A 26070-nucleotide genomic window follows, 5' to 3' on the forward strand; every position below is an offset into this window, starting at 1 on the left:
TGAAAAATAAACGGGGCAGCAAGCCCCGTTTTTGTAAACAGATAAGAATTGAAAAGAGGGTATCGACATGGCGTTATGGGGCGGAAGATTCAGTCAAGAAAGCAGTGCATTATTCAAATTATTTAATGATTCATTACCAGTAGATTATCGCTTAATTGAAGAAGACATTGTGGGCTCAATTGCATGGGCTAGCGCTATTACTTCTGTCGGTATTTTAACGCAACAAGAATGTGAACAGTTGCATGGTGCGTTAAATGAATTGTTGGTTGAAGTCGCCGATAAACCTGAGGCTATCATTGCGTCAGGAGCAGAAGATATTCATAGCTTTGTTGAGCAGTCATTAATTGCCAAAGTCGGTGATTTAGGTAAGAAGTTACACACTGGTCGTTCACGTAACGATCAAGTCGCAACAGATCTCAAGTTATGGTGTAAAAAAGAGGGTGAGCAATCACTTACATTACTGCGCAAGTTAAAGAACGCCCTCATTGATTTGGCTGAGCGTGAAATTGATGCTGTGATGCCTGGTTATACTCATTTACAAAGAGCACAACCCGTGTTGTTTGGTCATTGGTGTTTGGCTTATGTTGAAATGTTTGAGCGTGATATTAGTCGCCTTGAAGATGCATTGAAACGTGCAGATACTTGTCCGTTGGGTTGTGGTGCATTAGCGGGAACCGCTTATCCAATGGATAGGCATGCAATTGCAGAGTCTTTAGGTTTTTCAGCTCCAACGTTAAACAGTCTAGATACTGTATCTGATCGTGATCATGTGATTGAACTTTGTAGTGATGCATCGATTAGTATGATGCATTTAAGCCGTATGGCGGAAGATTTGATTTTCTTCAATAGTGGTGAAGCTGGGTTTATTGACTTAGATGATGAAGTGACTTCGGGTTCATCATTAATGCCACAAAAGAAGAACCCAGATGCATTGGAACTGATCCGTGGTAAAACTGGCCGCGTTTATGGCAGCTTGGTGGGCATTTTAACCACAATGAAAGCACTACCTTTGGCGTACAACAAAGATATGCAGGAAGACAAAGAAGGCTTATTTGATGTGATGGATAGCTGGTCAATTTGTCTTGAAATGGCCGCGTTAGTTCTTAGCGGTTTACAAGTTAACCGTGAAAGAACACTCGCAGCTGCCCAGCAAGGTTATGCTAATTCTACAGAGCTAGCTGATTATCTAGTGGCTAAAGGTATGCCATTTAGAGAAGCCCATCATGTCGTCGGTGAAGTTGTCGTCGCCGCGATTGCTAAACAAACACCATTAGAAGACTTGGTTATTTCAGAGTTACAGCAATTTAGTCCAATTATCAGTGATGATGTTTATGAGTGTTTGACTATTGAGTCTTGCTTAGAAAAGCGTGAAGCGTTAGGTGGCACATCATTAGCGCAAGTTAAACAAGCATTAGCTGCAAAGCAAGGTAAGTAGCCACTTACTTTATTGTTTGAGCCTTGACTGTAATAACAAAAAGCCCTGAGTTTAAGTTAACTCAGGGCTTTTTAGCATTCACATTTTATAGATGCATTTTAGGGTTTATTGAAATAAATCATCTGTTGGATTTTCAATAAATATATCGTCATCAATGGTTTCTTCTGTCGCATATTCAGTCGGTTCAGTTCCTTCGACAAAGTACTCAAAAGAAGTTGTGTGATCAGTTTTACGCGTTAATAAACCCGTTGCTAAATCAATACGAGCAGAGATAATGCCTTTAGGCGGAATGGTGGTCTTTTCCTCAGTGCCTTTGAGCGCTTGATTCATAAAATCATTCCAACCAGGCCCAGCTGTCTTGGCGCCTGCTTCTGCCCCTGATATCTGATTTTCAGGTCCATCAGCTACCCAGCTTGTACGACCTAAACGGCGGCTGTGATCATCAAAGCCGACCCAGAATGTTGACGTTAATGTTGGATTGAACCCACTAAACCAGGTATCACGAGATTCATTGGTTGTTCCTGTTTTACCAGCAATATCATGACGCTTGATTAGGCGAGAAGCTCGCCATGCCGTCCCGTTCCAACCAGTGCCTTTACTCCAATTACCGCCACCCCAAATAACACTTTTTAATGCCTCAGAGATAAGGAAAGCGGTTTGCTCAGTGATAATTCTTGGTGCATAACGACTATTCTCATCGCCACATTGACTAATAGCACTTGATTGAGCAGTCGTGTCATTTGCTTGGTTAACTTCAGCTTGTTGTGAGCTAGCAAATTCAGCTGCCATTGCTGCGAATGGGTCATTTGCGTCTGAATTAGACGTTAATTCTGTATCACTTAGATTGTCATCAGTTCCATTATGATCATTTTCTGATGGCGTACACGCTAAAAGAGGATTGGCTTCTTCAATTACATTGTCATAAGAGTCGGTGACTTGCTTAATAAAGTAAGGCTCAACTAAGTAACCACCGTTGGTGAACACATTAAACGCAGTAACAACTTGCAAAGGTGTTACAGAAGGAGAGCCGAGTGCCACTGATTCATTTCGAGGTAGATCATTAGGATCAAACCCGAACTCCACAAGTTTATCGATAGTGTTATCTAACCCAATGTGTCTCATCGCGCGAACAGACATGACGTTCACAGATTGCGCTAAGCCCATACGAAGACGCGTCGGTCCTCCGTAGATATCTGGAGAGTTTTTAGGTCTCCAAGCGGTGCCTTGTCGAGTATCTGGTTTATTAATTGGCGCGTTATTAATTAATGTTGCCAATGTATAGTCTTTTTCAAGCGCTGCTGAATATATAAATGGTTTGATATTTGACCCCAGCTGGCGCTTTGCTTGGGTCACACGGTTGTATTGGCTTTGGGTAAAGCTAAAACCACCTACGAGAGTACGAATAGCGCCATCACTTGGCTCAAGTGATACTGTGGCACTTGATACTTGCGGAATTTGAGAAAGCTGCCAATATTTGCCGTTGTTTCTTATCCACACTTTCTGGCCAACAGCTAAAATATCTTCAGCTTTCTTTGGCGGTGTGCCTTGACGGCGATCGGTGATAAATTTACGAGCCCATTTTAGCCCGTTCCATTCTAAGGTGATTTCTTCCCCTCTAGCATTCATCACCGTAGCTTGTTGCTCTTCAATGGCAAGTACAGCTGCTGGCATAATACCTTGTACCGAAGAAGTGCTTTTTAAGTTAGTGATAATATCGCTGGTGGACATGGGGTCATCTGTCCATAATTCGGCAATTGGCCCGCGGTAACCATGACGTTGGTCGTAAGCAAAAACATTATCGCGTAAGGCGCTTTGTGCCTTTAACTGTAAGTCAGATGAAATCGTGGTGTAGACGTTATAGCCATTAGTATAGGCTTCTTCTTCGCCGTATTTATTGACCATGTATTCACGCGCCATTTCAGAAATATATGGTGCATAAAGATCAATTTCTGCTCCATGATATCTTGCAGTAATCGGGGCGTTAATGGCTTCTTGGTATTGCGCTTCTGTGATATTGCGTTTTTCTAGCATCCGGCTTAATACCCAGTTACGGCGGGTTTTGGCTCGTTCTGGGTTTCTTATCGGATTTGCTGCGGATGGAGCTTGCGGCAAACCAGCAATCATTGCCATTTCAGGCAGGCTCAGTTGTTCTAAATCTTTACCATAATAAACTTGTGCTGCAGCACCTACGCCATAGGCACGATTCCCCAAGAAAGAACGGTTTAGATAAAGAGTTAAAATTTCTTCTTTTGAAAGCGCTTTTTCGATTTTGAGTGCTAAAAAGATTTCTTTTGTTTTACGAATATAGGTTTTTTCACGTGAAAGGAAAAAGCCGCGAGCGACTTGTTGAGTGATTGTACTTGCACCTTGGCTTTTTTTACCCGTGGTAACCAAAATAATAGCAGCACGCACAATACCGATAGGATCAATGCCTTTATGTTCAAAGAAACGAGCATCCTCTGTATCTAAAACTGCATTAATTAATTGTTCGGGTACATCTTGGTATTCAATGGGTACTCGTCTTTTTTCACCAAATTGAGAAATCAATAAACCGTCATCGCTGTATATTCGCAATGGGGTTTGTAATTTTACCGTTTTTAAGGAATTTACATCCGGTAAATCTGGCAAAACATAATAATAGGCTGCGACAATAGTGCCGATTCCTAATAAAGTTAAGCTAAATATAGCAATAAGTATTCGTTTAAACCACTTCACCGAAATATTCCAAAAATCAAAAATATGCTCGCTAGTATATAAGGGGGAAGGTTTTTGGTGAAGTAAAAACATGAAAACAGAAAAAAACAAGTTGTAAAATTTAGAAACATTTAATACAAATACTTATAACGAGTTGATTTTGTGCTAATCTATTTTAAAATATAAAAAAATAAATGCGATGATGGAATATGCTTTCTAAATTTTGGAAGCGTCAAGCTCCGCAAATGGTCGGGATCGATATTGGTTCTCATGAGATTAAGGCCATTTTGCTAAGTAAGACCGCTGATGGATATAAAATTCAAAACTATATATCTGCACCTCTACGTAAAGGTGCGGTTGTCGATCACGAAATCCGCGATTCAGAAGCTGTTATTGAATCTTTAAGACATATTAAGCGAGGACTGCCTAAGAGTATTAAGTCTGCAGCTGTCGCGGTTTCTGGCTCTGCTGTCATGACAAAAGTCATTTACATGGACGCTTCATTAAATGAAGAAGAAATGGAAGCACAAATTGAGATTGAAGCAGATAACCTTATCCCTTATTCACTAGATGAAGTGAGTATCGATTTTGAAACTCTTCAGGCAAACACAACTGACCCGACAAAAGTTGATGTGCTGTTAAGTGCTTGTCGCACAGATAATATTGATACTCGTATGGATTCTTTAGATGCGATTGAGCTCGATACCAAAGTGGTGGATGTTGAAGCTTATGCACTAGGGCGGTCATCAGAATTAATCCTTGCACAATTACCCGAAGGTGCAAATGAGAAATCTGTAGTATTGGTTGATATCGGTGCCAATATGACGACATTTGCCGTAGTTGAGCATGGAGAAACAACCTTTATTCGTGAGCAAGCGTTTGGTGGCGAGTTATTTACTCAATCTATTTTATCGTTTTATGGCATGCCATATGACGAAGCTGAGAACGCCAAAATAACAGGCGAGTTACCGCGTAATTATATGTTTGAGGTGTTATCACCGTTTCAAACACAATTATTACAGCAGATTAAACGTACACTTCAAATTTATTGTACTGCCAGTGGTAAAGATAAAGTTGATTATATTGTGCTCTGTGGTGGTACCGCAAAACTTGAAGGCATGACTGCATTATTAACTAATGAATTGGGTGTACATTCTATTGTCGCAGACCCGTTCCAAGGTTGTTTGCATGCTGAGGACGATATTAAAAACCAGCTTAAGCCAAGTATTAGTAAATATATGGTGGCATGTGGTTTAGCGCTTAGGAGTTACGCTCAATGGCGAACATAAATTTACTTCCTTGGCGTGAAGAGGCCAGAGAAAAACAAAAACGAGATTATATTGGCATATTAGCATTGGTTTTTTTAGTGACCTGTTTAGCTGTATTTTTAACACTCAGCTTTATTGAGGTTGTTACTGATGATCAACGCCAACGAAATGCTTATCTTCAAAATGAAATATCTCTGCTAGATGCACAAATTGCCGAAATAAGAAAAATCACAGCTCGAAAGAAAGATATTGAAAGACGTACTAAGATTATATTAAACCTTCAGCAATCTCGAAACTTGCCGACACATGTTTTAGATGAATTAGTGCGAATTGTTCCGCCAGGAATATACCTTTCAAGTATTGAGAAAAAAGGCAGCTTACTCTGGATTGAAGGCCGCAGTGAATCGAATAATAACGTGGCTAATATGATGCGTAAGGTGAAAACATCACAATACTTAAATGATCCAAGTATGCAGTCCATTATTAGCCAAAGTGAGAACTTACGACAACTGCAAAAGTTTAGATTAAAAGTGACGATATCTGATGCTGAGTCAGTAGACACAACTGAAGGAGGTCGATAATGAATTTAGACTTAGATCAGTTTAATGATATTGATTTTGAAAATATCGGCAGTTGGCCTGCTTTAGTTAAGATTGTTTTCGCGGTATTTCTTTCTATTTGTGTCATGGGGGCGAGTTATTATTTATTTGTCTCAGATGCAATTAATGTATTAGATAATGAAGAAAGAAAAGAAATTACTTTGCGAGAAGATTTTCAATCTAAATATCGTTTAGCCGCAAACTTAAAACTATATCGTGAACAGCTGGTTGTTATGGAAGCGCAATTTGCTGAGTTACTTAAAATGTTGCCTTCTGAAAATGAAATGCCGGGCTTATTAGACGACACAACATTTGTAGCAACTGACGCAGGTTTAAGAATAAACAGTTTAGATTGGGATTCAGAAATTGAACGTGATTTCTACTTGGAATTTCCAATTAAAATTGCTGTAGTGGGTGATTATCATCAACTTGGTAATATGGTCAGTGGTGTAGCAAAATTACCTCGTATTGTTAGCTTACATGATTTTGTTATTACACGAGATGATAGCGGTAGTTTGTCGATGGACATTTTAGCGAAAACCTATCGATTTAAAGAAGGTGCACAGCTGCCTGCTGAGAATAAGGGGAATAAGTAATGAGATTCCTCCCTGTATTAATGATGGTGTTAATGTTAACTGGCTGTATTGGTGATCGCAGTGATTTAGAGTTGTTTGTAACGACAACTAAAGCACAGCACATTGCTCGTATTCCTCCGTTAAAAGAAACTCCTAAGTTTGAACATTTTGCTTATCAAGCAGAATTAATGCGCAGTCCTTTTGTACCACCTTCACGCGAGCTTACAGAAGAAGTGGTTGATACAAGTAGAAACTGTCTACAGCCTGACTTAAAACGTCGTAAAGGTCGATTAGAAACATATGCTTTAGACAATTTAAGAATGCGCGGCACATTAACAGAAGATGACACTATTTGGGCTTTGGTCGAGTCTTCTGATGCCAATGTATATCGTTTAGGGGTCGGTGAGTATCTCGGTCTTTACCATGGGAAAATAGGTAAAGTGACACCGCAATATATTGAAATAATAGAATTAATTCCAGATGGTTCTGGTTGCTGGGCTGAAAGAGCAAGCAACTTAGAATTATCTGGTAAATAATGTGCGAAGGATGAGGGAATAATGAAATCTTCTGCCGCGATGCAAACATCGACAAAAAAAGTCTCACTAATTAAAACAGTACTGGGTGTTGTTTTAATGTTGGGCGCACTTCCAAGTGCTTTCGCCGCCAATAAGTTAATGGATGTTAAATACCATTCTGTTGTCGATCATCAATTAGAACTGGAACTGGTATTCGAATCCGCGCTAGATAAGCCTGAAGTCGATTTATCAGGTTCTCCTGCGCAAATAATTTTAAGTTTTGAAGACAGTATTTCAAACCTTGAAAAAGAAAATATTACGATTGATCGTGTAGGTGTTGAAGGGCTTAAAACCACGCAGGTTGATGGTGCTTTAAATATTGTTGTCGATCTTGCAGAGGTTAAGCCTTATCAAGGTAAAGTTGTGGGTAACACCTATCGCTTAACAGTGAATGACACAGTATCGGGTCCGGATAATGCCAGTAACCCGTTTGTTAATGGTATTGATACTATTGATTTTAGACGCAATAAAACTGGTGGTGGTGATTTACTGATTCATTTGAATAACCGCTCTGTTGCGGCAAATGTGGCTCAAGTTGGCTCTAAACTAGAAGTTAAACTGTATAACACTGATATCAAAAACGATTTATTATATGTCATGGATGTGCAGGATTTTAATACACCAGTGACAAGCTTTGAAACTTTTAAGGATGATTTAACTTCACGCATTATGGTCGATGTTGATGGCAACTACGATTATAACTATAAGCAAGAAGGTAATGTTTTTAAGGTTAGTATTAATAAAGTTGAGCGTGTTGCCGTTGCTGCAGAAGAAAAGAAATACAATGGCCGCTCACTTTCGTTGAACTTCCAGAATATTTCAGTCAGAACTGTGCTGCAAATTATTGCCGATTACAATGATTTCAACCTTGTGACAAGTGACACAGTTGAAGGCAATATCACGTTACGTTTAGATGATGTACCGTGGGATCAAGCACTAGATCTTATTTTGCAAACTAAAGGGCTTGATAAGCGTATTGAAGGTAATATCTTAATGGTGGCGCCTAGTGAAGAGCTTGCTATACGCGAAAAACAAGATCTAGCGAATCAACAAGAAGTGAAGGAATTGGCTCCACTTTATTCTGAGTACATTCAAATTAATTATGCCAAAGCTGCGGATATGGCAGAATTAATGAAGAGTGCTGATTCTAGTTTATTATCAAATCGCGGAACTGTTGCTGTTGATGAGCGGACGAATACACTGCTTGTGAAAGATACTGCTGAGTCGTTAGAAACAATTCATCGCTTAGTTGAAATACTCGATATTCCAATTAAACAAGTGTTGATTGAAGCGCGAATGGTGACAGTCAAGGACAACGTATCTGAAGATTTAGGTATTCGCTGGGGCATAACAGATCAGCAAGGCGATAAAGGAACCTCTGGTTCGCTTGAAGGCGCAAATGATATCGTTGCTGGTGTTGTACCTGCATTAAGTGATCGCTTAAATGTTAATTTGCCATCTTCGGCAACTAACGCTGCGAGTATTGCATTTAGTGTCGCCAAAATGGCCGATGGTACCGTGCTTGATTTAGAGTTAAGTGCACTTGAGCAAGAGAATAAAGGTGAGATTATTGCCAGTCCGCGCATTACCACCTCTAATCAAAAGTCTGCTTATATTGAGCAAGGTGTAGAAATTCCTTATGTAGAGTCTGCATCAAGTGGTGCAACTACAGTAACATTTAAAAAAGCGGTACTTTCTTTAAAAGTTACACCGCAAATTACACCTGATGATCGTGTGATTCTTGATTTAGAAATAACCCAAGATACCCGTGGTGAAACAGTACAAACTGGTACAGGCGAAGCTGTCTCTATTGATACTCAACGTATTGGTACTCAAGTACTAGTTGATAACGGTGAAACAATTGTATTAGGCGGTATTTACCAACAAAGTTTAATTAGCCGTGTGAGTAAGGTACCAGTATTAGGTGATATTCCGTTAGTTGGTTTCTTATTCAGAAATACATCTGATAGTAATGAGCGTCAAGAGTTACTGATTTTCGTCACACCTAAGATTGTGACTGAGCAGTTGTAAAAAATTGCGAATCAAAAATACCAGCGTTATCGCTGGTATTTTTTTGCCTGTTCTTTAGGTTAACTTCGATTAAGTTATTAATTTCATGCTATAAAAATAAAGCTTCTGCACTAGACTTCAGGAAACGTTATTCTGATTAATAAGGAGAAGTAGAATTTATTTTTAAGAAACTCAGGTTAATTCGTCAACATGACTTGCAACAACTGGTGCATAACTGAGATAATCCTCCGTCAAGTCTCATTAGAGCAAGGTTAAATTATAGGTCGGCTTGAGTTTAAGTCGATAAGGCATACTTTTCATATAAGATTCAGACGTATATAAAATGGCTGAAAAACGCAATATTTTTCTGGTAGGCCCAATGGGCGCAGGCAAAAGCACAATTGGTCGCCATTTGGCCCAAATGCTGCATTTAGATTTCCACGATTCAGATCATGAGATTGAGCAACGCACAGGTGCAGATATTGCCTGGGTGTTTGACGTTGAAGGCGAAGAAGGTTTCCGTCGTCGCGAAGCTCAGGTCATCGCTGACCTTTCGGAAAAGCAAGGTATTGTCCTTGCTACTGGCGGCGGATCTGTACAAAGTAAAGACATACGTAATCATTTGTCAGCTCGCGGTATCGTTGTATACCTTGAGACGACAATCGATAAGCAAGTCGCTCGTACTCAACGCGATAAGCGTCGACCTCTTTTGCAGGTTGATGACCCGCGCGAAGTGCTAGAGAATCTTGCTGATGTTCGTAATCCTTTATACGAAGAGATTGCTGACGTGATTGTTAAGACAGATGAGCAAAGCGCTAAAATAGTCGCAAATCAAATTATTGAGCAACTCGGATTCTAGGTAGGTTTATGCAACAAGTTCAGGTTGAATTAGGTATAAGAAGTTATCCCATTTTTATTGGCCAGAATTTATTGCAGCAAAATGCTTACCTTTCCGATTACCTTTCCGGTAAAAAAGCACTCATAGTCACCAATGACACTATCGCTCCCTTGTACCTGACAACGGCACAACAAGCGATGGCGAGTTGTGCTGACGTGGGTGTTGTTGTGCTTCCTGATGGTGAGAAATATAAAGATCTCACACATCTGGATTTGATATTTTCAGCTTTGCTTGAAAATAACTATGCCCGCGATTGTGTCATAGTTGCATTAGGTGGCGGTGTCATTGGTGACATGGCTGGCTTTGCTGCATCTTGCTACCAGCGAGGTGTTGAGTTTATACAAATTCCAACCACACTGCTTTCGCAAGTTGACTCTTCTGTAGGTGGCAAAACAGCAGTCAATCATCCGTTAGGGAAAAACATGATTGGGGCATTTTATCAGCCTCAAGCCGTGATCATCGATACCGATTGCTTATCAACTTTACCGGCTAAAGAGTTTGCTGCTGGTATGGCTGAAGTGATTAAGTATGGCATTATCTGGGACGCTGAGTTTTTTAGTTGGTTAGAGCAAAATGTAGAGTCACTTAAAGGGCTTGATAATGATGCATTAACTTATGCTATAGCTCGATGCTGCCAAATTAAGGCTGATGTGGTTGCACAAGATGAAACAGAGCGTGGCGTACGAGCTTTGCTTAATTTAGGCCACACCTTCGGACATGCCATTGAAGCTGAAATGGGTTATGGCGTATGGCTTCATGGTGAAGCGGTATCTGCTGGTACAGTCATGGCGGCACTCACGTCATTAAAACTCAATTTAATCTCACAACAAGATTTCGATAGGGTCGTTGCTTTACTGCAAGCGTTTGATTTGCCAGTTGCATCACCAGATTCAATGACATTTGAACAATTCATTGCGCATATGCAGCGAGATAAAAAAGTCCTTGCTGGTCAAATTAGGTTAGTGTTACCCACGTCAATTGGCTCCGCTGACGTTTTTTCAGATGTTGAAACTTCATTATTGGCAGAAGTGATTAGCCAAGTCTAAGTAACGTGTGAGTCTAATGGTGGGCTTGTGGACATTCAACAAACGCTATTGTTACCTTCTCAAGAATCTCTAGTACAGCGATTACAGCACATTGCTAGCTACAGCGAGCAATTGGTACTCTTGTCCGGTGCTAAAGGAGCTGGCAAAACAACCTTAGTTACAGCCCTTGCAAGTGAACTGGATAGTTATAATTCTGCACTCGTAATCTGCCCAATGCATGCAGATAGCGCAGAAATTCGACGTAAAATCCTTGTTCAACTCATTTCATCTCCTATCTTTGATGATGCGCTTCCATTAGCTGATACGTTACTTCGAATACAATCTAGCTTAACTAAGCCTTTACACATCATTATTGATGACGCGCAATACATGCCAAAAGAGCTTTGGGCAGAATGCTTGATTTTGACTCAGTTGCAATGTGCGGGCAAGCCCATTTCGATGACGTTTACCATCGAAACTGATTCACTTGCCGAACTGACTCACGAGCTCACAGACTCAATGCAAGCTTTGCTGCTACATGTTGAGTTAGAGCCTTTATCCTTGGCTGAGCGAGAAGGCTTATATCGCACACTTTTGGTGAGAAGTAATAAAACCCCGTTTATTCCGCGTGAAATTATTCAAGCTCAAATTGAAAAACAATCTGGCACGCCTACCGAAGTGATCAATTTATTGAATAAAGCATTAGAGGACCAACCTGAAGATGTCAAAAAGTGGCCTAAATTTTTGCCTTGGGTCATGGGGTCTGTTGTGTTGTTATTAACTCTTGTTATAGCAAGCTGGTTTATGCTTAAAGAAACTGCAGAAGTGCCAGCAGATAACGTACAGTTTGATAATATTTATTCGCCACCAGAAACGCTTGCGCAGTGGGCTATTTATAATTACGCTGAATTATTACTGCAACCAGTCATTAACGACACGGCTGGCTTGAATCAGGCTGAGGCTGGTTTAAGGCTAGATGCGCTCAAGCCTACTCTTACCGAATTCAATTTTGTGGATATTATGCTGCGAAACAGTGCAGGTAATAACAGTAAGGTGACTGATGAGTACAATGTAAACAGCAATATCTCACAGACAGAAGATGAGCAAAACGTTGAAATAAGTGAAGATGAATTAGCCGCTGACTCAAAGACTTATCAATCACCCGAAGCACGCTCTCAATACATAAATCAAGATGTCCAGCTATCTGAAGTGTCAGAAGGCAAACCGATTGTCGAGAGCGACAAATTAGTCGCTGAAGGTTTATCTAACAATGATAATACGGCGAGTTTATCACTGTTAGAAAAACCTGGTTATACATTGCAAATTGCCAGTGTCCGAGAGGCTAAGTCACTCACTAAAATATTATCTAAATTAGAACGGATTCAAACAGACTCTGCTTATGCCCAACAAGCTCGTTATAAACAGCGTCATATTGTGTTATTTGGGCGGTATGACACAGTAAGTCAGGCACAGCAGCAAGCTGATGAATTACAACAGTCACTAGGTTTATCCGCGCCCTGGGTACGGAAATGGAGTGATTTGACTGGATATGAACTCAAAATAGATTAACCGCTTAAAAAGCCATTAGATTCGATAATTCAAACGATGATTATTACCAATAAAAAGAGTACAATCATCTGCTTTAATTTTGCTAGCAAACGGTATTCATGACTAAAAAGCATAGAGCCTTTCTTAAGTGGGCGGGTGGAAAATTTAAACTCGTTGACGAGCTTGCAAAACACTTACCTCAAGGTAATAGATTAGTCGAACCTTTCGTCGGTGCTGGATCAGTATTTCTTAATACTGATTATGAGGAGTATTTACTCTGCGACATAAACCAAGACTTGATTAATTTATACAATATTGTCAAAGATGATCCTGATACTTATATCGCAGCAGCTAAAGCGATGTTTGTGCCAGAGATGAATGTAAAAGAGCAATATTACCGTATTCGCACTGAATTCAATCAAACTAACGATCCCTTCAAGCGTTCAGTATATTTTTTGTATATGAATCGCCATGGTTTTAATGGCTTATGTCGTTACAACCGCAAAGGCGGCTTTAATGTACCTTTTGGTTCATATAAAAAACCATACTTTCCTGAAGATGAACTTAGGCATTTTTCAATGAAGGCGCAAAAAGCGAGTTTTCATTGTGTAAGTTATGAAAAAGCTTTTGAGATGTCGACTGTTGGGGACGTGATTTATTGTGACCCTCCCTATGCGCCATTATCAACAACGGCAAGCTTTACTACATATGCAGGGCCAGGTTTCAGCTTAGATGATCAAGCCTTACTTGCAAGAGAGTCGCGTCATACCGCACTTGAAAGAGACATTCCTGTTTTAATCAGTAACCATGATATTCCGCTAACACGCGAATTATACCGCGGTGCCAAACTGGCCTCTATTGCGGTGCAGCGTAATATAAGCCAAAAGGGCAATGGCAGAAAGAAAGTGGATGAAATTATGGCCTTGTACGATCACCACTACCAAGAAGTGATTGATTAAGTATTGTATTAATTGTTCTGCTATTGATTCATGAATAGCATGGGAATGGTATTGCTATAGAAAGGACATGAAGGGTAATTGGAACAGGATTACGCTAATACTTGGTTCACGATAAAAATCAAAGATAGAATCATAATGATCGCCAGAGCAATTCCCATAAAAATAAAAGGTAATGGTGAATTACTTTGTTGAAAGTCTCGCTGGCGATTATCTTCTGTCTGCACTCCAAAGAAAGCTGCAACAGTACTCGAAAATACCCGCCAAAAAGACATTAAATGCTATTCGGATTATTAGTGGGCATGTCGCTAATCGGTTTACTCTTGTCGCTGTTGTGTAGTAACTCGAGTAAGTCTAAAAAATGAAACTGGCTTGAGCGACTCTTACCCGTAACCCAATCTCCCCAACTCACATTGTCAGACTCGACAGCACAACGATTATTAGGGTGGCTGCTAGGTAGGCTGGAATTGTAGGTAACGTTTTCTGTACAAGCACAGTTGTCAGCCAACAATGGATTGCTATTATCCGACATGACAAAATAGGCAACTAACATTAATGCGCTGGTTGAAAATAAGCTTACTACAGGTTTTAGCGTCACCTTACCTGTTTGGTGGGTGCTCATTTTTGACTGACTGCACATCATAAGGGCTATCCTTGTCTTATACTTTCAGAATTAACACAATAAAAAATGTTTAGTGACGTTCTAATAGAGACTTAGCAACTGACTTGGTAGTCGCTTTATAACTATAACATCGCGAAAAACACAGTGACGTAGGTCGCATTATAGCAAATTTGTATAGTTAATGAACATCACTCTCATGTGATCTGGATCAATTTAATACTTACAGATTATGAAAATTTACGTTTATTGACAATAACAACCTTTTATTACGCTTTGCGACTAGAGCGAATAAGCTTCAGGGGGTAAAATACGGTCACTTTTAATTGCTTCGAGAAGACTATGCGTCCATTTTTGATTGCCCCATCTATTTTATCTGCCGATTTCGCCCGTTTAGGTGATGATGTTAAAGCCGTTTTAGATGCCGGTGCTGACGTTGTTCATTTTGATGTAATGGATAACCACTATGTACCAAATTTAACAATCGGTCCTATGGTTTGTCAGGCGCTTCGTGATTATGGCATTACCGCTGATATTGATGTGCACTTAATGGTTAAGCCTGTAGATCGTATCATTCCAGATTTTGCTAAAGCAGGTGCTTCAATTATTACTTTTCATCCAGAAGCGACGGAACATCTTGATCGTAGTTTGCAATTAATTAAAGAATCAGGCTGTAAGGCTGGCTTAGTATTTAACCCTGGAACGCCATTACATTATCTTGACCATGTAATGGATAAATTAGATGTGATTCTGCTTATGTCAGTCAATCCTGGCTTTGGCGGTCAATCATTTATCCCATCTACGTTAGATAAACTTAAACAAGTTCGCGAAAAAATTGATGCCAGTGGATTTGATATTCGTCTTGAAGTGGACGGTGGCGTAAAAGTGGATAATATTGCCGAAATTGCAGCGGCAGGCGCAGATATGTTTGTCGCAGGTTCTGCTATTTTTAATCAGCCTGATTATAAAACCGTGGTTGATGAAATGCGTACCGAGCTTGCTAAAGTAGACGCGTAGTATGGCTGATTTTTCTAGCATAAAAGCCATTGCGTTTGACTTAGACGGCACGCTAATTGATAGTGTGCCCGATTTAGCCGCCGCGACCCAAGCGACACTTGCTGAGTTAGCATTGCCAAGTTGCACCGAGCAGCAAGTGAGAAACTGGGTTGGCAATGGTGCTCAAGTATTAATGCAGCGTGCGTTACTCAATGCTGAGCAACAAAAAGGGTGTGACATAGGTGTACAACTTGAAAATGTCATGCCTATTTTTATGAAGCATTACGAATTACACCTACAAAAACACAGTAAGTTATATGCTGGAGTGTTAACCGTGCTCAGCAAACTTAATGCTGCAGGCTACCCACTGGCGATTGTGACAAATAAACCTTATCGGTTTACTATCCCGTTGTTAGAAGCATTTGGTATAGCCGACTTATTTGGTCTGGTGTTAGGTGGCGACTCGCTGGATAAAATGAAACCCGATCCTTTGCCTTTAACGCATATTTTGGACAAATGGCAGCTCGAACCTCAACAGCTGTTGATGGTAGGGGATTCAAAAAATGACATATTAGCAGCGAAAGCCGCAGGCGTAACCTCAATAGGCTTGACCTATGGGTACAACTACGGTGAAGATATTGGTCTGAGCGGACCCACTGCGGTATGCGAACAATTCAATGAAATTTTAGCCTTATTAACTAATTCGGCAGAATTCACAGCTAAATCAATGGAGCAATAAAACAAATGACTGCAAAACCTATCGTGTTTAGTGGCGCTCAACCTTCAGGCGAGCTAAGTATTGGTAATTACATGGGCGCGCTACGTCAATGGGTTGGTATGCAAGACAGCCACGATTGTATTTATTGTGTTGTTGATTTACATGCGATTACCGTTCGCCAAGATCCTGAAAAGTTACGAGCGGCATGCTTAGACACACTAGCCATTTATCTCGCTTGTGGTATCGACCCTGAGAAAAGTACCGTCTTTTTACAATCTCAAGTACCACAACATACGCAGTTGAGCTGGGCATTAAACTGTTACACCCAAATGGGTGAGCTTAACCGCATGACACAGTTTAAAGATAAATCGCAAAAGCATGCTAATAACATTAATGTTGGTTTGTTTGACTACCCTGTATTAATGGCGGCAGATATCTTGCTTTATCAAGCAAATGAAGTGCCTGTAGGCCAAGACCAAAAGCAACATTTAGAGCTAACACGTGATATTGCAACGCGTTTCAATAATGCTTATGGCGACACATTTGTTGTGCCTGAGCCATTTATTCCTGAAACCGGCGCTCGTGTCATGTCGCTGCAAGAGCCAACGAAAAAAATGTCTAAGTCAGACGAAAACCGTAATAACGTGATTGGTTTACTTGATGATCCTAAAGCGATTATGAAGAAAGTGAAAAAAGCGATGACAGATAGTGAAGAGCCGCCTGTTGTTCGTTTTGACGTTGAAGAAAAGCCAGGTGTATCAAACTTATTGAGCTTGATGTCAGGTTGTAACGGTCAGTCAATCGAGTCAATTGAAAAAGACTTTGAAGACAAAATGTATGGACACTTGAAAGTTGCAACAGGTGAAGCTGTTGTTGCTATGCTAGAACCTATTCAAGCACGTTTTCGTGAAATCAGAGCGGATGAAGACTACCTAAATGCAGTCTTTAAAGCGGGAGCTGAAAAAGCGCAGGCTCGAGCTGAAGAAACAATCAAAAAAGTTTACGAAAAAATCGGAATGATTGTGTAACGTTCAATCGATTAATAAAAAAGCCAGCTTAATGCTGGCTTTTTTATTGGTTAGTCACCAGAGTGAGATTGCCTTTTTAGCCATTGAATAAAGCTTGCTAAAGCTGGTTCGTGTTGTCTGCGTTGTTTACAGCTAAAGTTAAAATTAAAACCCGTTAAAATGTCTGGTAAATCCAATGCAACAAGCCTTCCTGCTGCAATATCTCCTTTAACCATAAAGTCAGAGGCAAGTGCGATTCCTTGATGAGCAATCGCAGCTTCAATGGCCATCAAAACGTGGCTAAAAATATGTTGTTGTTTTTTGTCGCTGTCGTCGACTTTATTGACGGTATGCCAGCGCTGCCAATCAATGCCTAATTCTCCTTCATCGACGGTGAGTAAGGTTGCCGAAGGTAAAGCGGCGATTAACTCTTGAGGTGATGCATTGGGTTTATTTAGCCATTGTTGCAGGTAATCAGGACTGGCTACAGCAATTAATCGCTCTTTATGCAAGGTAAGGTGCATATAGCCATTTTGATTTGATTGCCCAGTAATAAACATATCAGCGACATTATCACTGAGTTGTGGGTCGCTGGTGATCATATCCAAACGGATTTGAATATGCGGGTGCTGCTGACGGAACTCACTCAGCCTAGGAATAAGCCACTTAATGGCAAACGAGCTGTAAACGGCTAATCGTAACTGCTGGTTACCGTCACCTGTAATTTGTAAGCTGACCTCTTCAAGAGCATTAAAGGTGCTTTCCAATTGTAGTGATAATTGGGCTCCTTTGTCTGTTAGCTGTAATTGCCTTGTACTGCGTAAGAATAATTGCTCACCATAATAAGATTCTAACTGTTTAATTTGATGAGATACCGCACTTTGACTGATGCAAAGCTCTTCTGCTGCACGGGAAAAGTGTTGTAATCGAGCAGCTGATTCAAACACTTGCAATGAACGTAATGGTGGTAGTTTTCTCATTTACTTAGCTAGAAAATTGAATCTTATTTATTACCTTAATTCATTATTGTTTAGTATTCATCATTTTTAATCATGTAAAGGTCTAGTTATTATGCCATTTTGAGAAGCGGTGAGGTGACGATGAAGTCTCCAGTCATTTTTGCACTAATCATACTGGTGCTTGGCAATATCTTTAGCGCGTTATATGACGTATCCATCAAGTGGTTACCAGATAATGCAGATATCATTACCTTTTTATTATTACGACAATGCGGCAGCGTATTGATGTTATTGCCAATATGGTTCATGGCGAGAAAGCCTGTTACAGGCCACTTTAAATTACAGTTAGTGCGTTCTCACTTAGGGGTTATAACGTCAATTACCTTAGTGGTTGGCTTAGTTTCATTGCCATTAGCTACCGTCAGTTCATTATTTTTTTCAGCGCCGATTATGATTACTGTACTAGGCTATGTTTGGCTTAAAGAGCAGATCAGTTTGACCCAATGGTGGATTACTTTACTGGGATTTATTGGCGTGCTGATTTTGTTACGGCCATCAAATATCGAATGGGCAGGCCTGCTAGTTCTCGTTGCTGCAGTGACGTTTTCAATGAATCAAATTGCATTAAGAAAGCTACCAAAGCAAGAATCACCATTAGTGACATTACTGCTTTATAATTTATTGACTATTCCAGTATTGTGTGTGGCGGGAGCCTGTATCGGCTTTGGGGACGTGACGATGGCATTAATTGGCTTATCGCTGATTAGTAACAGCTTTTTATTGGCGTATCACTTTTGCTGTATTGTTGCTTACCGTAGTGCGAAAGCGAGTGATATTGCCGTAGCTGAATACTCAGGGTTACTATTTTGCGTGCTATTTGGCTGGTTATGGTTTGATGAATGGCTTGATGGGATGAGTTGGCTGGGGGCCAGTTTAATTGTACTACCGACAGTACTATTACCTTTAATACTTGCCTGTGTTCGTAGGCTGCAACGTAAGTCGGTATCTGTATTAAATTAACCTATATTAATCGAATGGGTTTACCCTATAGATAAAAAAACACCGCAATGTATTTGCGGTGATTTTTATTGTGGTCTGTCGTTGTAGGAGTCAATTCATATTTAAGGGTCGATATATTCGAAAACCTTAATCACTTTCCTTACACCAGAAGTATTGCGGGTGATTTCCACTGCAAGATCAGCTTGATCTCGGGGAATGATGCCCAATAGAAATACCTCCCCATTTTCTGTGACCACTTTTACTCTCGTCATGTCTAACGTTTTTTCATTTAACATGCGAGTTTTTACCTTGGTGGTGATCCAAGTGTCATTGCTGCGAGTTGTGAATGAGGTTGGGTTACCAATCCGAATTTGATTATGTAACTTACCGCCAATTTCAAGCTCTTGAACGACTTTAACCGCTTTATCACGCAACATAGAGTTAGGTGACTGGCCAATCATCAATACATTACTGTTCAATACTACGCCAGTAATATTGGTTTGTTTATGAATATCTTGATGCTTAGCTAATGCACTTGTGATTTCAAAGTCGGCATTGGTATCACTGATTTGCGTAGACATACTACGCTCATCATTGGCCATCTTAGCTCCACCGACAGCACCAACCATAACAACACCAGCACAACCTTGAAGCAGGAATAATGTTGCTATGATAAGAACTGCTTTTATCATGCTTGCTCGTCCTGCGGGAACAGAGTGCGGTCGATATTGTCACATAGGCAGTGAATGACTAATAAATGCACTTCTTGAATACGAGCAGTAACGTTAGATGGTACACGTACTTCTACATCACCAGCACTCATTAAGCCGGCCATTGCACCACCATCTTTACCTGTTAGTGCAACAATCGTCATATCACGGCTAAGTGCAGCTTCCATGGCTTTAATGACGTTACCTGAGTTACCACTTGTTGAAATGGCTAATAAAATATCACCAGGTTGGCCTAATGCCATAATCTGCTTTGAGTAAATTTCATCATAGCTATAATCATTAGCGATTGCTGTGATGGTTGAAGTGTCACAACTTAGTGCAATTGCCGGTAAAGGAGGACGTTCAATTTCGTAGCGGTTTAATAGTTCCGCAGAAAAATGTTGTGCATCGCCAGCACTACCACCGTTACCACATGCTAAAATTTTATTACCGCTTAATAAGCATTGAACCATCATTTCAGCCGCTTTCTCAATCGACTCTGGTAAGGCTTCAGCTGCATCAATTTTAGTTTGAATTGATTCGGTGAAACTGTCTTTAATACGCTCTAACATGATAAATCCTTACTCGGTAATGTGATGCTGCTTACATATAATCTCGATTCTGGCAGCATTATAGCTAAATTTAATAAGTTAAAAACACCCTTGGAGCCATTGGATATCGGCTCCATTGATGGCAATCACATCAAAGCGGCATGGCGCATTGATTTTATGTGTTTGTAAATAATGTTCAGCAGCTTTTCTAATGCGTGATATTTGAGCTGTAGATACAGCATTTAAAGCACCTCCAAACTGAGTGGATGAACGGTATTTCACTTCAATAAACACCCAATATTGGTTATCACGCATAATTAAATCAATTTCGCCAAAACGATAGCGCTGATTTTGAGTCACAAACTGTAGACCTTGTTGCTCAAGGTAAGTTCGCGCTTGTGTTTCTGCATGCTGACCTGGATTGATGAATGTCATTGTTTTTTCATCGATATCATAGCGGACGTAGCTTTCCTCGCTGGTATTTGCCCCAGCTTAATTTACGTTCTATGACGCCGTCTTTGTCGACAGATAATGCGCCACTTCGACCATTAAACTGATAACCAGGAAAAGCGCGCATTTGGGCTAAACGATTAACCAAATCCAATGAGTCATAGCCCATGATATATAAACGCTTTTGACCATTATTCCACTGGCTCCATAATGTGTTAACCATAGTGGTTTCAGCATTTGAGCTCATTAACCAAGGAATATCGCTGATCATTAAATTATTGAGTTCTTGTGCTGATTGAGTCGAGTTACCACTGAGCCGACTTCGGCTGGTGGTATACAAGGCAACAGGATCAGCAAAGACGCTGAAGTTAACATCTAAGAAGGGCTTAAGTAGGACTAAGTCTTTAGCTGCCGAAATCATATAAATGGCATCAATATCACGACGCGAACGAAAATCCGCTTCTAAGGTATTACCAATGAGCTCTTTCATTCTTGCTATACGAGCTTGGCTATCTTTAACGCCTAAGGCTTCTTGCACGGTGACTTTCATTTGATCGCCGCCATCATAGTAATGGATTTCGGCGTTCTCTTCCGTTAGCGCTAACCACTTTTCATTGAAGCTTGCAGCCATTCGCTTACCCGTTGAATCGTTGCTTACCAGTAATAAAGGTAAGCTAATTCCGTCATCAAATAGGCGTTGTGCGGCATCACTGGCTTCTTGGGCTGGCGACAACGCAAAATAAAATTGGTCGTTATTCGGTGTAAAGGTTTCTGTTTGATTCAAATACAGTTGTGGAATCGTCATCAAACCTTGCTCGTTTAATGCCTGCATTTCTTCAACAGCATTGGGTAGCAGTGGCCCAATCACAAATTCTGCACCGGCGGCAACGGCCTCTTGATAAGCTTGTTCAACCCCTAAGTTAGTATCAAAAAAGTGTAGCGTGATTTGATCGTCATAAGCAGCCATGTAACTTGCAAGTATGCCTTGCCTGATTGGTTCGGCAACTGCGGCGCGGCGCCCGGTTAATGGCAGTAACACTGCAATATTTTGCGGTTTATAAGGTTGAGCATTCAACGCTTTTTCTAAATCTGAAGGTAATTTTGCCGCCCCAGGGTGATTTGGGTTAGATTGCTGCCATTGGCCTAAATAACGCACTAACTGGGATGGATCGACCGCATAATGTTTAGCGATATAGGCAAGTTGTAACCAACCCGAAAAGGTTGGATTTTTACCATCTCGCATAAAGCTTTTAATGGTTTCTTCATGCAAAGGCTGCAACGTACGCCAAATGGTGTCATTGACTTCAAAGGCTTGCTCTTTCGGAAGATAAAGGCTCAGGGAGCTAAGCTGGCGTAATTCATCAATCGGTTGTTTAGTTTGATTAAATAGCCGCGCTTTATATTGATGATAAGTAACACGTTGCCAGTTCGGTAATTGCCATTGTTCAGGATAGTTCAATATTGCAAGTGCATCAGCATCTGAGCGAGTCAGCTCAGCCACTCTTGCAGACAAGTAAAGCCACTCAGCCTGAAGTGTTGGCTCAGGTTGTAAATTGGGCTTCATTGAAGTCAAAAGCTTATCAGCAGCACTTACATTAGAGTCATTAATGTAAGCGTGAGCTGCTAAAAGCAAATACCTATCTCGCTCTTGAGGCTGCTGACTATTACTTGCCTCAGATAAATAGGTATTAGCCGTTTGCGTTACTGTTGCTAACGAACTATCAATAGCTTGTTTATTTTCAGTAGTTTGAGTCGCACAGCCAAATAATACACTTGATAAAATAGCTGCGAAAACGAATTTTGTTGTAATCAGTCTTTTTAACACAGGGCTTCACTCTGGTAAGATGCTGTCTCTAGTTTAACCTGCTCTTTCACTTGGCGAAAGTCCAGATGAGATTCAATACAGAGGTAGTTATGGACCTATCGGTCGCACTTTATATCGTTCCCACTCCTATTGGTAACTTAGGGGATATTAGCAACCGCGCGATTGAGGTATTAAATCATGTCTCATTAATCGCCTGTGAAGACACACGCCACAGCGGAAAACTATTAAGTCACTTTGGCATAGAAACACGTAAAACAGCCTTGCATGACCATAACGAACGTGACCGAGCTCAGTGGATTATTCAAAAATTAGGTAACGGCGAGGCCGTTGCATTAATTTCTGACGCTGGCACACCGCTCATATCCGATCCTGGTTACCACTTAGTTAAACAAGTGCGAGAGGCAGGTTTTAATGTGATCCCACTTCCAGGTCCTTGTGCTGCGATAACTGCATTAAGTGCATCAGGACTTCCGTCAGATCGATTTTCATTTGAAGGTTTTTTACCATCAAAAGAAAAGGGGCGATTAGATAAACTGGCAGCGCTCAAAGAAGATCCGCGTACATTAATTTTTTACGAATCACCGCATCGTATTGTGCACAGCTTGGAATCAATCGTGACAGCATTAGGCGGCGAGCGTGAAATTGTGATGGCACGTGAAGTCACTAAAACATTCGAAACATTTTTATCCGGCCCAGCAGCCGATGTGTTGCAGAACGTCAAAGATGATCCTAATCAGCAGCGCGGTGAAATTGTATTAATGTGTCATGGCCATCGCACAGAAGCCGAGTCAGAGTTTTCAACCACTGTCATAAATACCCTTAAAATTCTTTGCCAAGAATTGCCCTTAAAAAAAGCGGCGGCATTAACAGGGCAAATTTATGACATTAAGAAAAACGCTCTTTATAAGCATGGTTTAGAAATCGGTTTATAACGAAAGCTACTTTATAAAACTTGCTTAAAAATGGCTGCTGTTAATCAAATGGGTTAACACAGCCATTTTTAGTTGGTGTGTTGTTTATGCTTAGGCTATAATCCGCGCCGAGTTGGCCAGACAGTTGCTGCGTTCGCAAGAACGGGGAGGAAAGTCCGGGCTTCAAAGAGCAGGATACCAGGTAACGCCTGGGCGGTGTAAACCGACGACAAGTGCAGCAGAGAGAAGACCGCCAACTTCGGTTGGTAAGGGTGAAAGGGTGCGGTAAGGGCGCACCGGGCCACTGGTAACAGTTGGTTGCAAGGTAAACTCTATCCGAAGCAAGACCAAATAGGGTCCCGTATGGCGCTGCTCGCGTTGGGACCGGGTAGGTCGCTTGAGCCTGTGAGCGATTGCAGGCCTAGATGAATAACTGTCCACGACAGGACCCGGCTTATCGGCCAACTCACCTAATTTAACTAAAGGCCTCACAGCAATGTGAGGCCTTTAGTTTTTTAGGGCGCAGATTAGCTCGGCTCATTAGCATCAGTATCTTTATCGTTTTTAGAGAGTCGTCACCTATCCTCTTTTTATTTCATGCTAATTTTGAGCACATCTTAAAGAGGAGTCCCCCCATGAAACGTCCCGTCATTCTCGATTGCGATCCTGGTCATGATGATGCCATCTCGCTGATCCTTGCATTAAGTTCAGACCAATTAGATGTGCTCGCAGTGACAACCAGTGCTGGTAATCAAACACAAGCCAAAACGCTCAATAATACCTTACGCATTTTAACCTTGTTAGGACGCCAAGATATTCCTGTTGCCTCAGGTTCACCTAAGCCATTGGCGCGCAATCTCATTATTGCTGACAATGTTCATGGTGAGTCAGGGCTAGATGGGCCAGTATTACCCGATCCTAGTTTTGCCCCCGTTGAGCAAACCGCCATTGAATTGATGGCTGAAAAAGTCCGTCAATCAGCAACGCCAGTGACTTTAGTACCAACAGGTCCTCTGACCAATATTGCCATTTTTTTAACGGCGCACCCAGAGCTGCACACAAACATAAAAGAGATAGTATTGATGGGCGGGGCTGCTAGCGAAGGCAATTGGACGCCTGCTGCCGAGTTCAATATTTTTGTTGATCCTGAAGCGGCTGATATTGTATTTAAAGCTGGCGTTCATGTCGTGATGTGTGGGTTAGATGTGACTCATAAAGCACAAATCATGGATGAAGATATTGAACGTATTCGTGACATTGGTAACCCGATATCTCAATGCGTGGCCGAATTATTAGATTTCTTTATGATTTACCACCGTGATCCTAAATGGGGGTTTACTGGGGCGCCACTTCATGACCCTTGTACCATTGCTTGGATGTTACAACCTGAATTATTTACAGCGACTGACTGTTGGGTCGGCATTGAAACTAAAGGCGAGTACACCCAAGGAATGACTGTGGTAGATCGCTACCACTTAACCAGTAATCCACACAACGCGAAAGTGATGTTTGATATTGACCGACTTGCATTTGTAGATTTTATTATCAATTGCCTAAGTAAATATTCTCAAAAATAGGCAAGATATTGTCACTATTTTTTATCAATGATCAGTGACTTGCCATGTCAATCACTGAGGAAACCTTTTGATGAACACATTATTAGTTGTGGGCAGTGCTAATGCCGATCATGTATTAGCGTTTAGTACGCTACCCAAACCTGGCGAGACTTTGATGAGCCAGCAATATCGATTAGAACTTGGTGGTAAAGGGGCTAATCAAGCTGTTGCTGCAACAAGATTGAAAACACCAAAGCAGCAGGTTGAATTTATCTGTGCGCTGGGTGATGACGGTAATGCCAAGTTGATGCGGGATGCTTGGCAAAGTGACGGCGTGATATTATCTGGCTGTTATGATATTGCTGGACAAAATACTGGTACAGCAATGATTTTTGTCAGTGAGAAAGGTGAAAATAGTATTGGTGTGGTTGCTGGAGCAAATGCTTGCTTAACGCCTGCGCATATTGTGCAGCAACAAAGACTGTTTGACCTTGCCAGTTATTTACTCATTCAGCTAGAAACTCCAATAGATACTGTGGCGACAGCGTTAAGGCTTGCTAAACAGCACGATTGCACCACCATACTCAATCCTGCGCCTGCAGCGACTTTACCATCAGAATTACTGAGTTTGGTAGACATCATTACGCCTAATGAAACTGAAGCACAAGCGCTTACGGGTATTACGGTTACTGATACACATTCTGCCGCTCTTGCGGCGAACAAGTTGCATCAGTATGGCATTGGCACGGTCATTATCACTCTAGGGAGTCAGGGCGCTTATGTCAGTGTGCAAACTGATTCTGAGCGATACAATCGACTAATAGCCGCTTTTCCTGTCACTGCAATTGATACCGTCGCTGCAGGTGACACTTTTAATGGCGCATTAATGGTGGCATTAGATGAAGGGCTTAGTATGATTGAAGCGGTGAGTTTTGCCAACCAAGCATCGGCGATTGCGGTGACTAGGCATGGCGCTCAACGAGGTATTCCTTATCGAGCTGAGCTGTAGCTAATTGATAATCTTAAATCGCTAAACTAATGTGCATATAAAGAATAAATGCTATTGTATTCAATCACCTTTATAGAGGTGGTTGAATATGTAGCTGAAGAGTTGCGCTATGTTGTAAGCCTCTATTTAAAGCTGAAGTAAGAGCAAGTTAGGGAATAGGCTCTTGGTTTTGTCACC

Annotated in this window: 25 protein-coding genes and 1 other RNA gene; 18 read left to right on the top strand and 8 right to left on the bottom strand. The window is 41.0% G+C overall.

What is annotated here, in order from left to right; genetic code table 11:
• Positions 1-67: 67 nt before the first annotated feature.
• A complete protein-coding gene (gene argH / locus AB4128_RS09050) occupies positions 68-1435 on the top strand; it encodes an argininosuccinate lyase (protein ID WP_372037490.1) in 1368 nt (455 codons plus the stop codon).
• 105 nt (positions 1436-1540) lie between these two features.
• On the opposite strand, the gene AB4128_RS09055 is transcribed toward argH, so the two are convergent.
• Positions 1541-4150 carry a penicillin-binding protein 1A gene (locus AB4128_RS09055; RefSeq protein ID WP_372037491.1) on the bottom strand — a complete coding sequence of 870 codons (2610 nt, stop codon included), beginning with the start codon at positions 4148-4150 and terminating at the stop codon, positions 1541-1543.
• A 188-nt stretch (positions 4151-4338) separates the two neighbouring features.
• Between AB4128_RS09055 and AB4128_RS09060 the strand changes: the two genes are divergently transcribed.
• The 9 genes from AB4128_RS09060 to AB4128_RS09100 all read left to right on the top strand — a co-directional run bounded on the left by AB4128_RS09060 (position 4339) and on the right by AB4128_RS09100 (position 13586).
• A complete protein-coding gene (locus tag AB4128_RS09060) occupies positions 4339-5418 on the top strand; it encodes a pilus assembly protein PilM (protein WP_055026233.1) in 1080 nt (359 codons plus the stop codon).
• Positions 5406-5978, top strand: coding sequence for a PilN domain-containing protein (locus AB4128_RS09065; protein WP_119969282.1), 573 nt, complete (start codon positions 5406-5408; stop codon positions 5976-5978). The genes AB4128_RS09060 and AB4128_RS09065 overlap by 13 nt, the downstream gene beginning before the upstream one ends.
• The gene (locus tag AB4128_RS09070; RefSeq protein ID WP_119969283.1) at positions 5978-6592 is read left to right on the top strand and encodes a type 4a pilus biogenesis protein PilO; all 615 of its coding nucleotides are present in this window, start codon (positions 5978-5980) and stop codon (positions 6590-6592) included. Before AB4128_RS09065 ends, AB4128_RS09070 begins: the two co-directional genes overlap by 1 nt.
• Positions 6592-7107 (top strand): pilus assembly protein PilP, encoded by a 516-nt coding sequence (locus AB4128_RS09075; RefSeq protein ID WP_119969284.1) that lies wholly within the window; start codon positions 6592-6594, stop codon positions 7105-7107. The genes AB4128_RS09070 and AB4128_RS09075 overlap by 1 nt, the downstream gene beginning before the upstream one ends.
• A 21-nt stretch (positions 7108-7128) precedes the next feature.
• The gene (locus tag AB4128_RS09080; RefSeq protein ID WP_192021733.1) at positions 7129-9177 is read left to right on the top strand and encodes a type IV pilus secretin PilQ; all 2049 of its coding nucleotides are present in this window, start codon (positions 7129-7131) and stop codon (positions 9175-9177) included.
• Between the two features lie 322 nt (positions 9178-9499).
• On the top strand, positions 9500-10015 hold the full coding sequence (gene aroK / locus AB4128_RS09085; protein WP_055026228.1) for a shikimate kinase AroK: 516 nt from the start codon (positions 9500-9502) through the stop codon (positions 10013-10015).
• A gap of 8 nt (positions 10016-10023) precedes the next feature.
• Entirely contained in the window at positions 10024-11100 is a 1077-nt protein-coding gene (gene aroB, locus AB4128_RS09090) for a 3-dehydroquinate synthase (protein WP_372037492.1), read from the top strand.
• Between the two features lie 27 nt (positions 11101-11127).
• Positions 11128-12648, top strand: a complete 1521-nt coding sequence (locus AB4128_RS09095) for an AAA family ATPase (RefSeq protein WP_372037494.1) — start codon at positions 11128-11130, stop codon at positions 12646-12648.
• Positions 12649-12746: 98 nt separating this feature from the next.
• The gene (locus AB4128_RS09100) at positions 12747-13586 is read left to right on the top strand and encodes a Dam family site-specific DNA-(adenine-N6)-methyltransferase (protein ID WP_192021731.1); all 840 of its coding nucleotides are present in this window, start codon (positions 12747-12749) and stop codon (positions 13584-13586) included.
• A gap of 89 nt (positions 13587-13675) precedes the next feature.
• Here the strand turns inward: AB4128_RS09100 and AB4128_RS09105 are convergent, their stop codons facing one another.
• Together AB4128_RS09105 and AB4128_RS09110 are read right to left on the bottom strand one after the other, a co-directional pair.
• Positions 13676-13858 (bottom strand): DUF2970 domain-containing protein, encoded by a 183-nt coding sequence (locus AB4128_RS09105; RefSeq protein ID WP_055026224.1) that lies wholly within the window; start codon positions 13856-13858, stop codon positions 13676-13678.
• Positions 13858-14226: a hypothetical protein gene (locus tag AB4128_RS09110; protein ID WP_055026223.1), complete on the bottom strand. Its 369-nt coding sequence runs from the start codon at positions 14224-14226 to the stop codon at positions 13858-13860. Before AB4128_RS09110 ends, AB4128_RS09105 begins: the two co-directional genes overlap by 1 nt.
• Positions 14227-14544: 318 nt before the next feature.
• Between AB4128_RS09110 and rpe the strand changes: the two genes are divergently transcribed.
• The 3 genes from rpe to trpS are packed head-to-tail and all read left to right on the top strand — an operon-like array spanning position 14545 to position 16944.
• Complete coding sequence (gene rpe, locus AB4128_RS09115; protein WP_055026222.1) at positions 14545-15219, top strand: ribulose-phosphate 3-epimerase; 675 nt, start codon at positions 14545-14547, stop codon at positions 15217-15219.
• 1 nt (position 15220) lies between these two features.
• The gene (locus AB4128_RS09120; RefSeq protein WP_119969287.1) at positions 15221-15937 is read left to right on the top strand and encodes a phosphoglycolate phosphatase; all 717 of its coding nucleotides are present in this window, start codon (positions 15221-15223) and stop codon (positions 15935-15937) included.
• Positions 15938-15942: 5 nt separating this feature from the next.
• A complete protein-coding gene (gene trpS / locus AB4128_RS09125) occupies positions 15943-16944 on the top strand; it encodes a tryptophan--tRNA ligase (protein WP_065110433.1) in 1002 nt (333 codons plus the stop codon).
• Positions 16945-16994: 50 nt separating this feature from the next.
• Here the strand turns inward: trpS and AB4128_RS09130 are convergent, their stop codons facing one another.
• Positions 16995-17903: a LysR substrate-binding domain-containing protein gene (locus AB4128_RS09130; protein WP_080917132.1), complete on the bottom strand. Its 909-nt coding sequence runs from the start codon at positions 17901-17903 to the stop codon at positions 16995-16997.
• A gap of 120 nt (positions 17904-18023) precedes the next feature.
• Here AB4128_RS09130 and AB4128_RS09135 point away from each other — a divergent pair, with 120 nt between their 5' ends.
• Positions 18024-18902, top strand: a complete 879-nt coding sequence (locus AB4128_RS09135; RefSeq protein WP_372037495.1) for a DMT family transporter — start codon at positions 18024-18026, stop codon at positions 18900-18902.
• A gap of 101 nt (positions 18903-19003) precedes the next feature.
• On the opposite strand, the gene AB4128_RS09140 is transcribed toward AB4128_RS09135, so the two are convergent.
• The 4 genes from AB4128_RS09140 to AB4128_RS09155 form a co-directional block, all read right to left on the bottom strand.
• Positions 19004-19573, bottom strand: a complete 570-nt coding sequence (locus tag AB4128_RS09140) for a BON domain-containing protein (RefSeq protein ID WP_055026217.1) — start codon at positions 19571-19573, stop codon at positions 19004-19006.
• Complete coding sequence (locus AB4128_RS09145; RefSeq protein ID WP_055026216.1) at positions 19570-20163, bottom strand: phosphoheptose isomerase; 594 nt, start codon at positions 20161-20163, stop codon at positions 19570-19572. Before AB4128_RS09145 ends, AB4128_RS09140 begins: the two co-directional genes overlap by 4 nt.
• A 78-nt stretch (positions 20164-20241) precedes the next feature.
• Complete coding sequence (locus AB4128_RS09150; protein ID WP_372037546.1) at positions 20242-20568, bottom strand: YraN family protein; 327 nt, start codon at positions 20566-20568, stop codon at positions 20242-20244.
• A 25-nt stretch (positions 20569-20593) separates the two neighbouring features.
• On the bottom strand, positions 20594-22417 hold the full coding sequence (locus tag AB4128_RS09155) for a penicillin-binding protein activator (RefSeq protein WP_372037496.1): 1824 nt from the start codon (positions 22415-22417) through the stop codon (positions 20594-20596).
• 89 nt (positions 22418-22506) lie between these two features.
• On the opposite strand from AB4128_RS09155, the gene rsmI reads away from it, so the two are divergent.
• From rsmI to rbsK, 4 genes are all read left to right on the top strand, one after another.
• Positions 22507-23349 (top strand): 16S rRNA (cytidine(1402)-2'-O)-methyltransferase, encoded by an 843-nt coding sequence (rsmI, locus tag AB4128_RS09160; RefSeq protein WP_055026213.1) that lies wholly within the window; start codon positions 22507-22509, stop codon positions 23347-23349.
• Between the two features lie 108 nt (positions 23350-23457).
• Positions 23458-23801: RNase P RNA component class A (rnpB, locus tag AB4128_RS09165), an RNA gene on the top strand.
• A gap of 162 nt (positions 23802-23963) precedes the next feature.
• Positions 23964-24905, top strand: coding sequence for a pyrimidine-specific ribonucleoside hydrolase RihA (gene rihA, locus AB4128_RS09170; protein ID WP_372037497.1), 942 nt, complete (start codon positions 23964-23966; stop codon positions 24903-24905).
• 70 nt (positions 24906-24975) lie between these two features.
• The gene (rbsK, locus tag AB4128_RS09175) at positions 24976-25893 is read left to right on the top strand and encodes a ribokinase (RefSeq protein WP_372037498.1); all 918 of its coding nucleotides are present in this window, start codon (positions 24976-24978) and stop codon (positions 25891-25893) included.
• The last annotated feature ends 177 nt before the right edge of the window (positions 25894-26070 follow it).

The sequence above is a fragment of the Shewanella sp. 10N.286.52.A9 genome (genome assembly GCF_041468985.1).
Classification (GTDB): Bacteria; Pseudomonadota; Gammaproteobacteria; order Enterobacterales; family Shewanellaceae; genus Shewanella; species Shewanella japonica.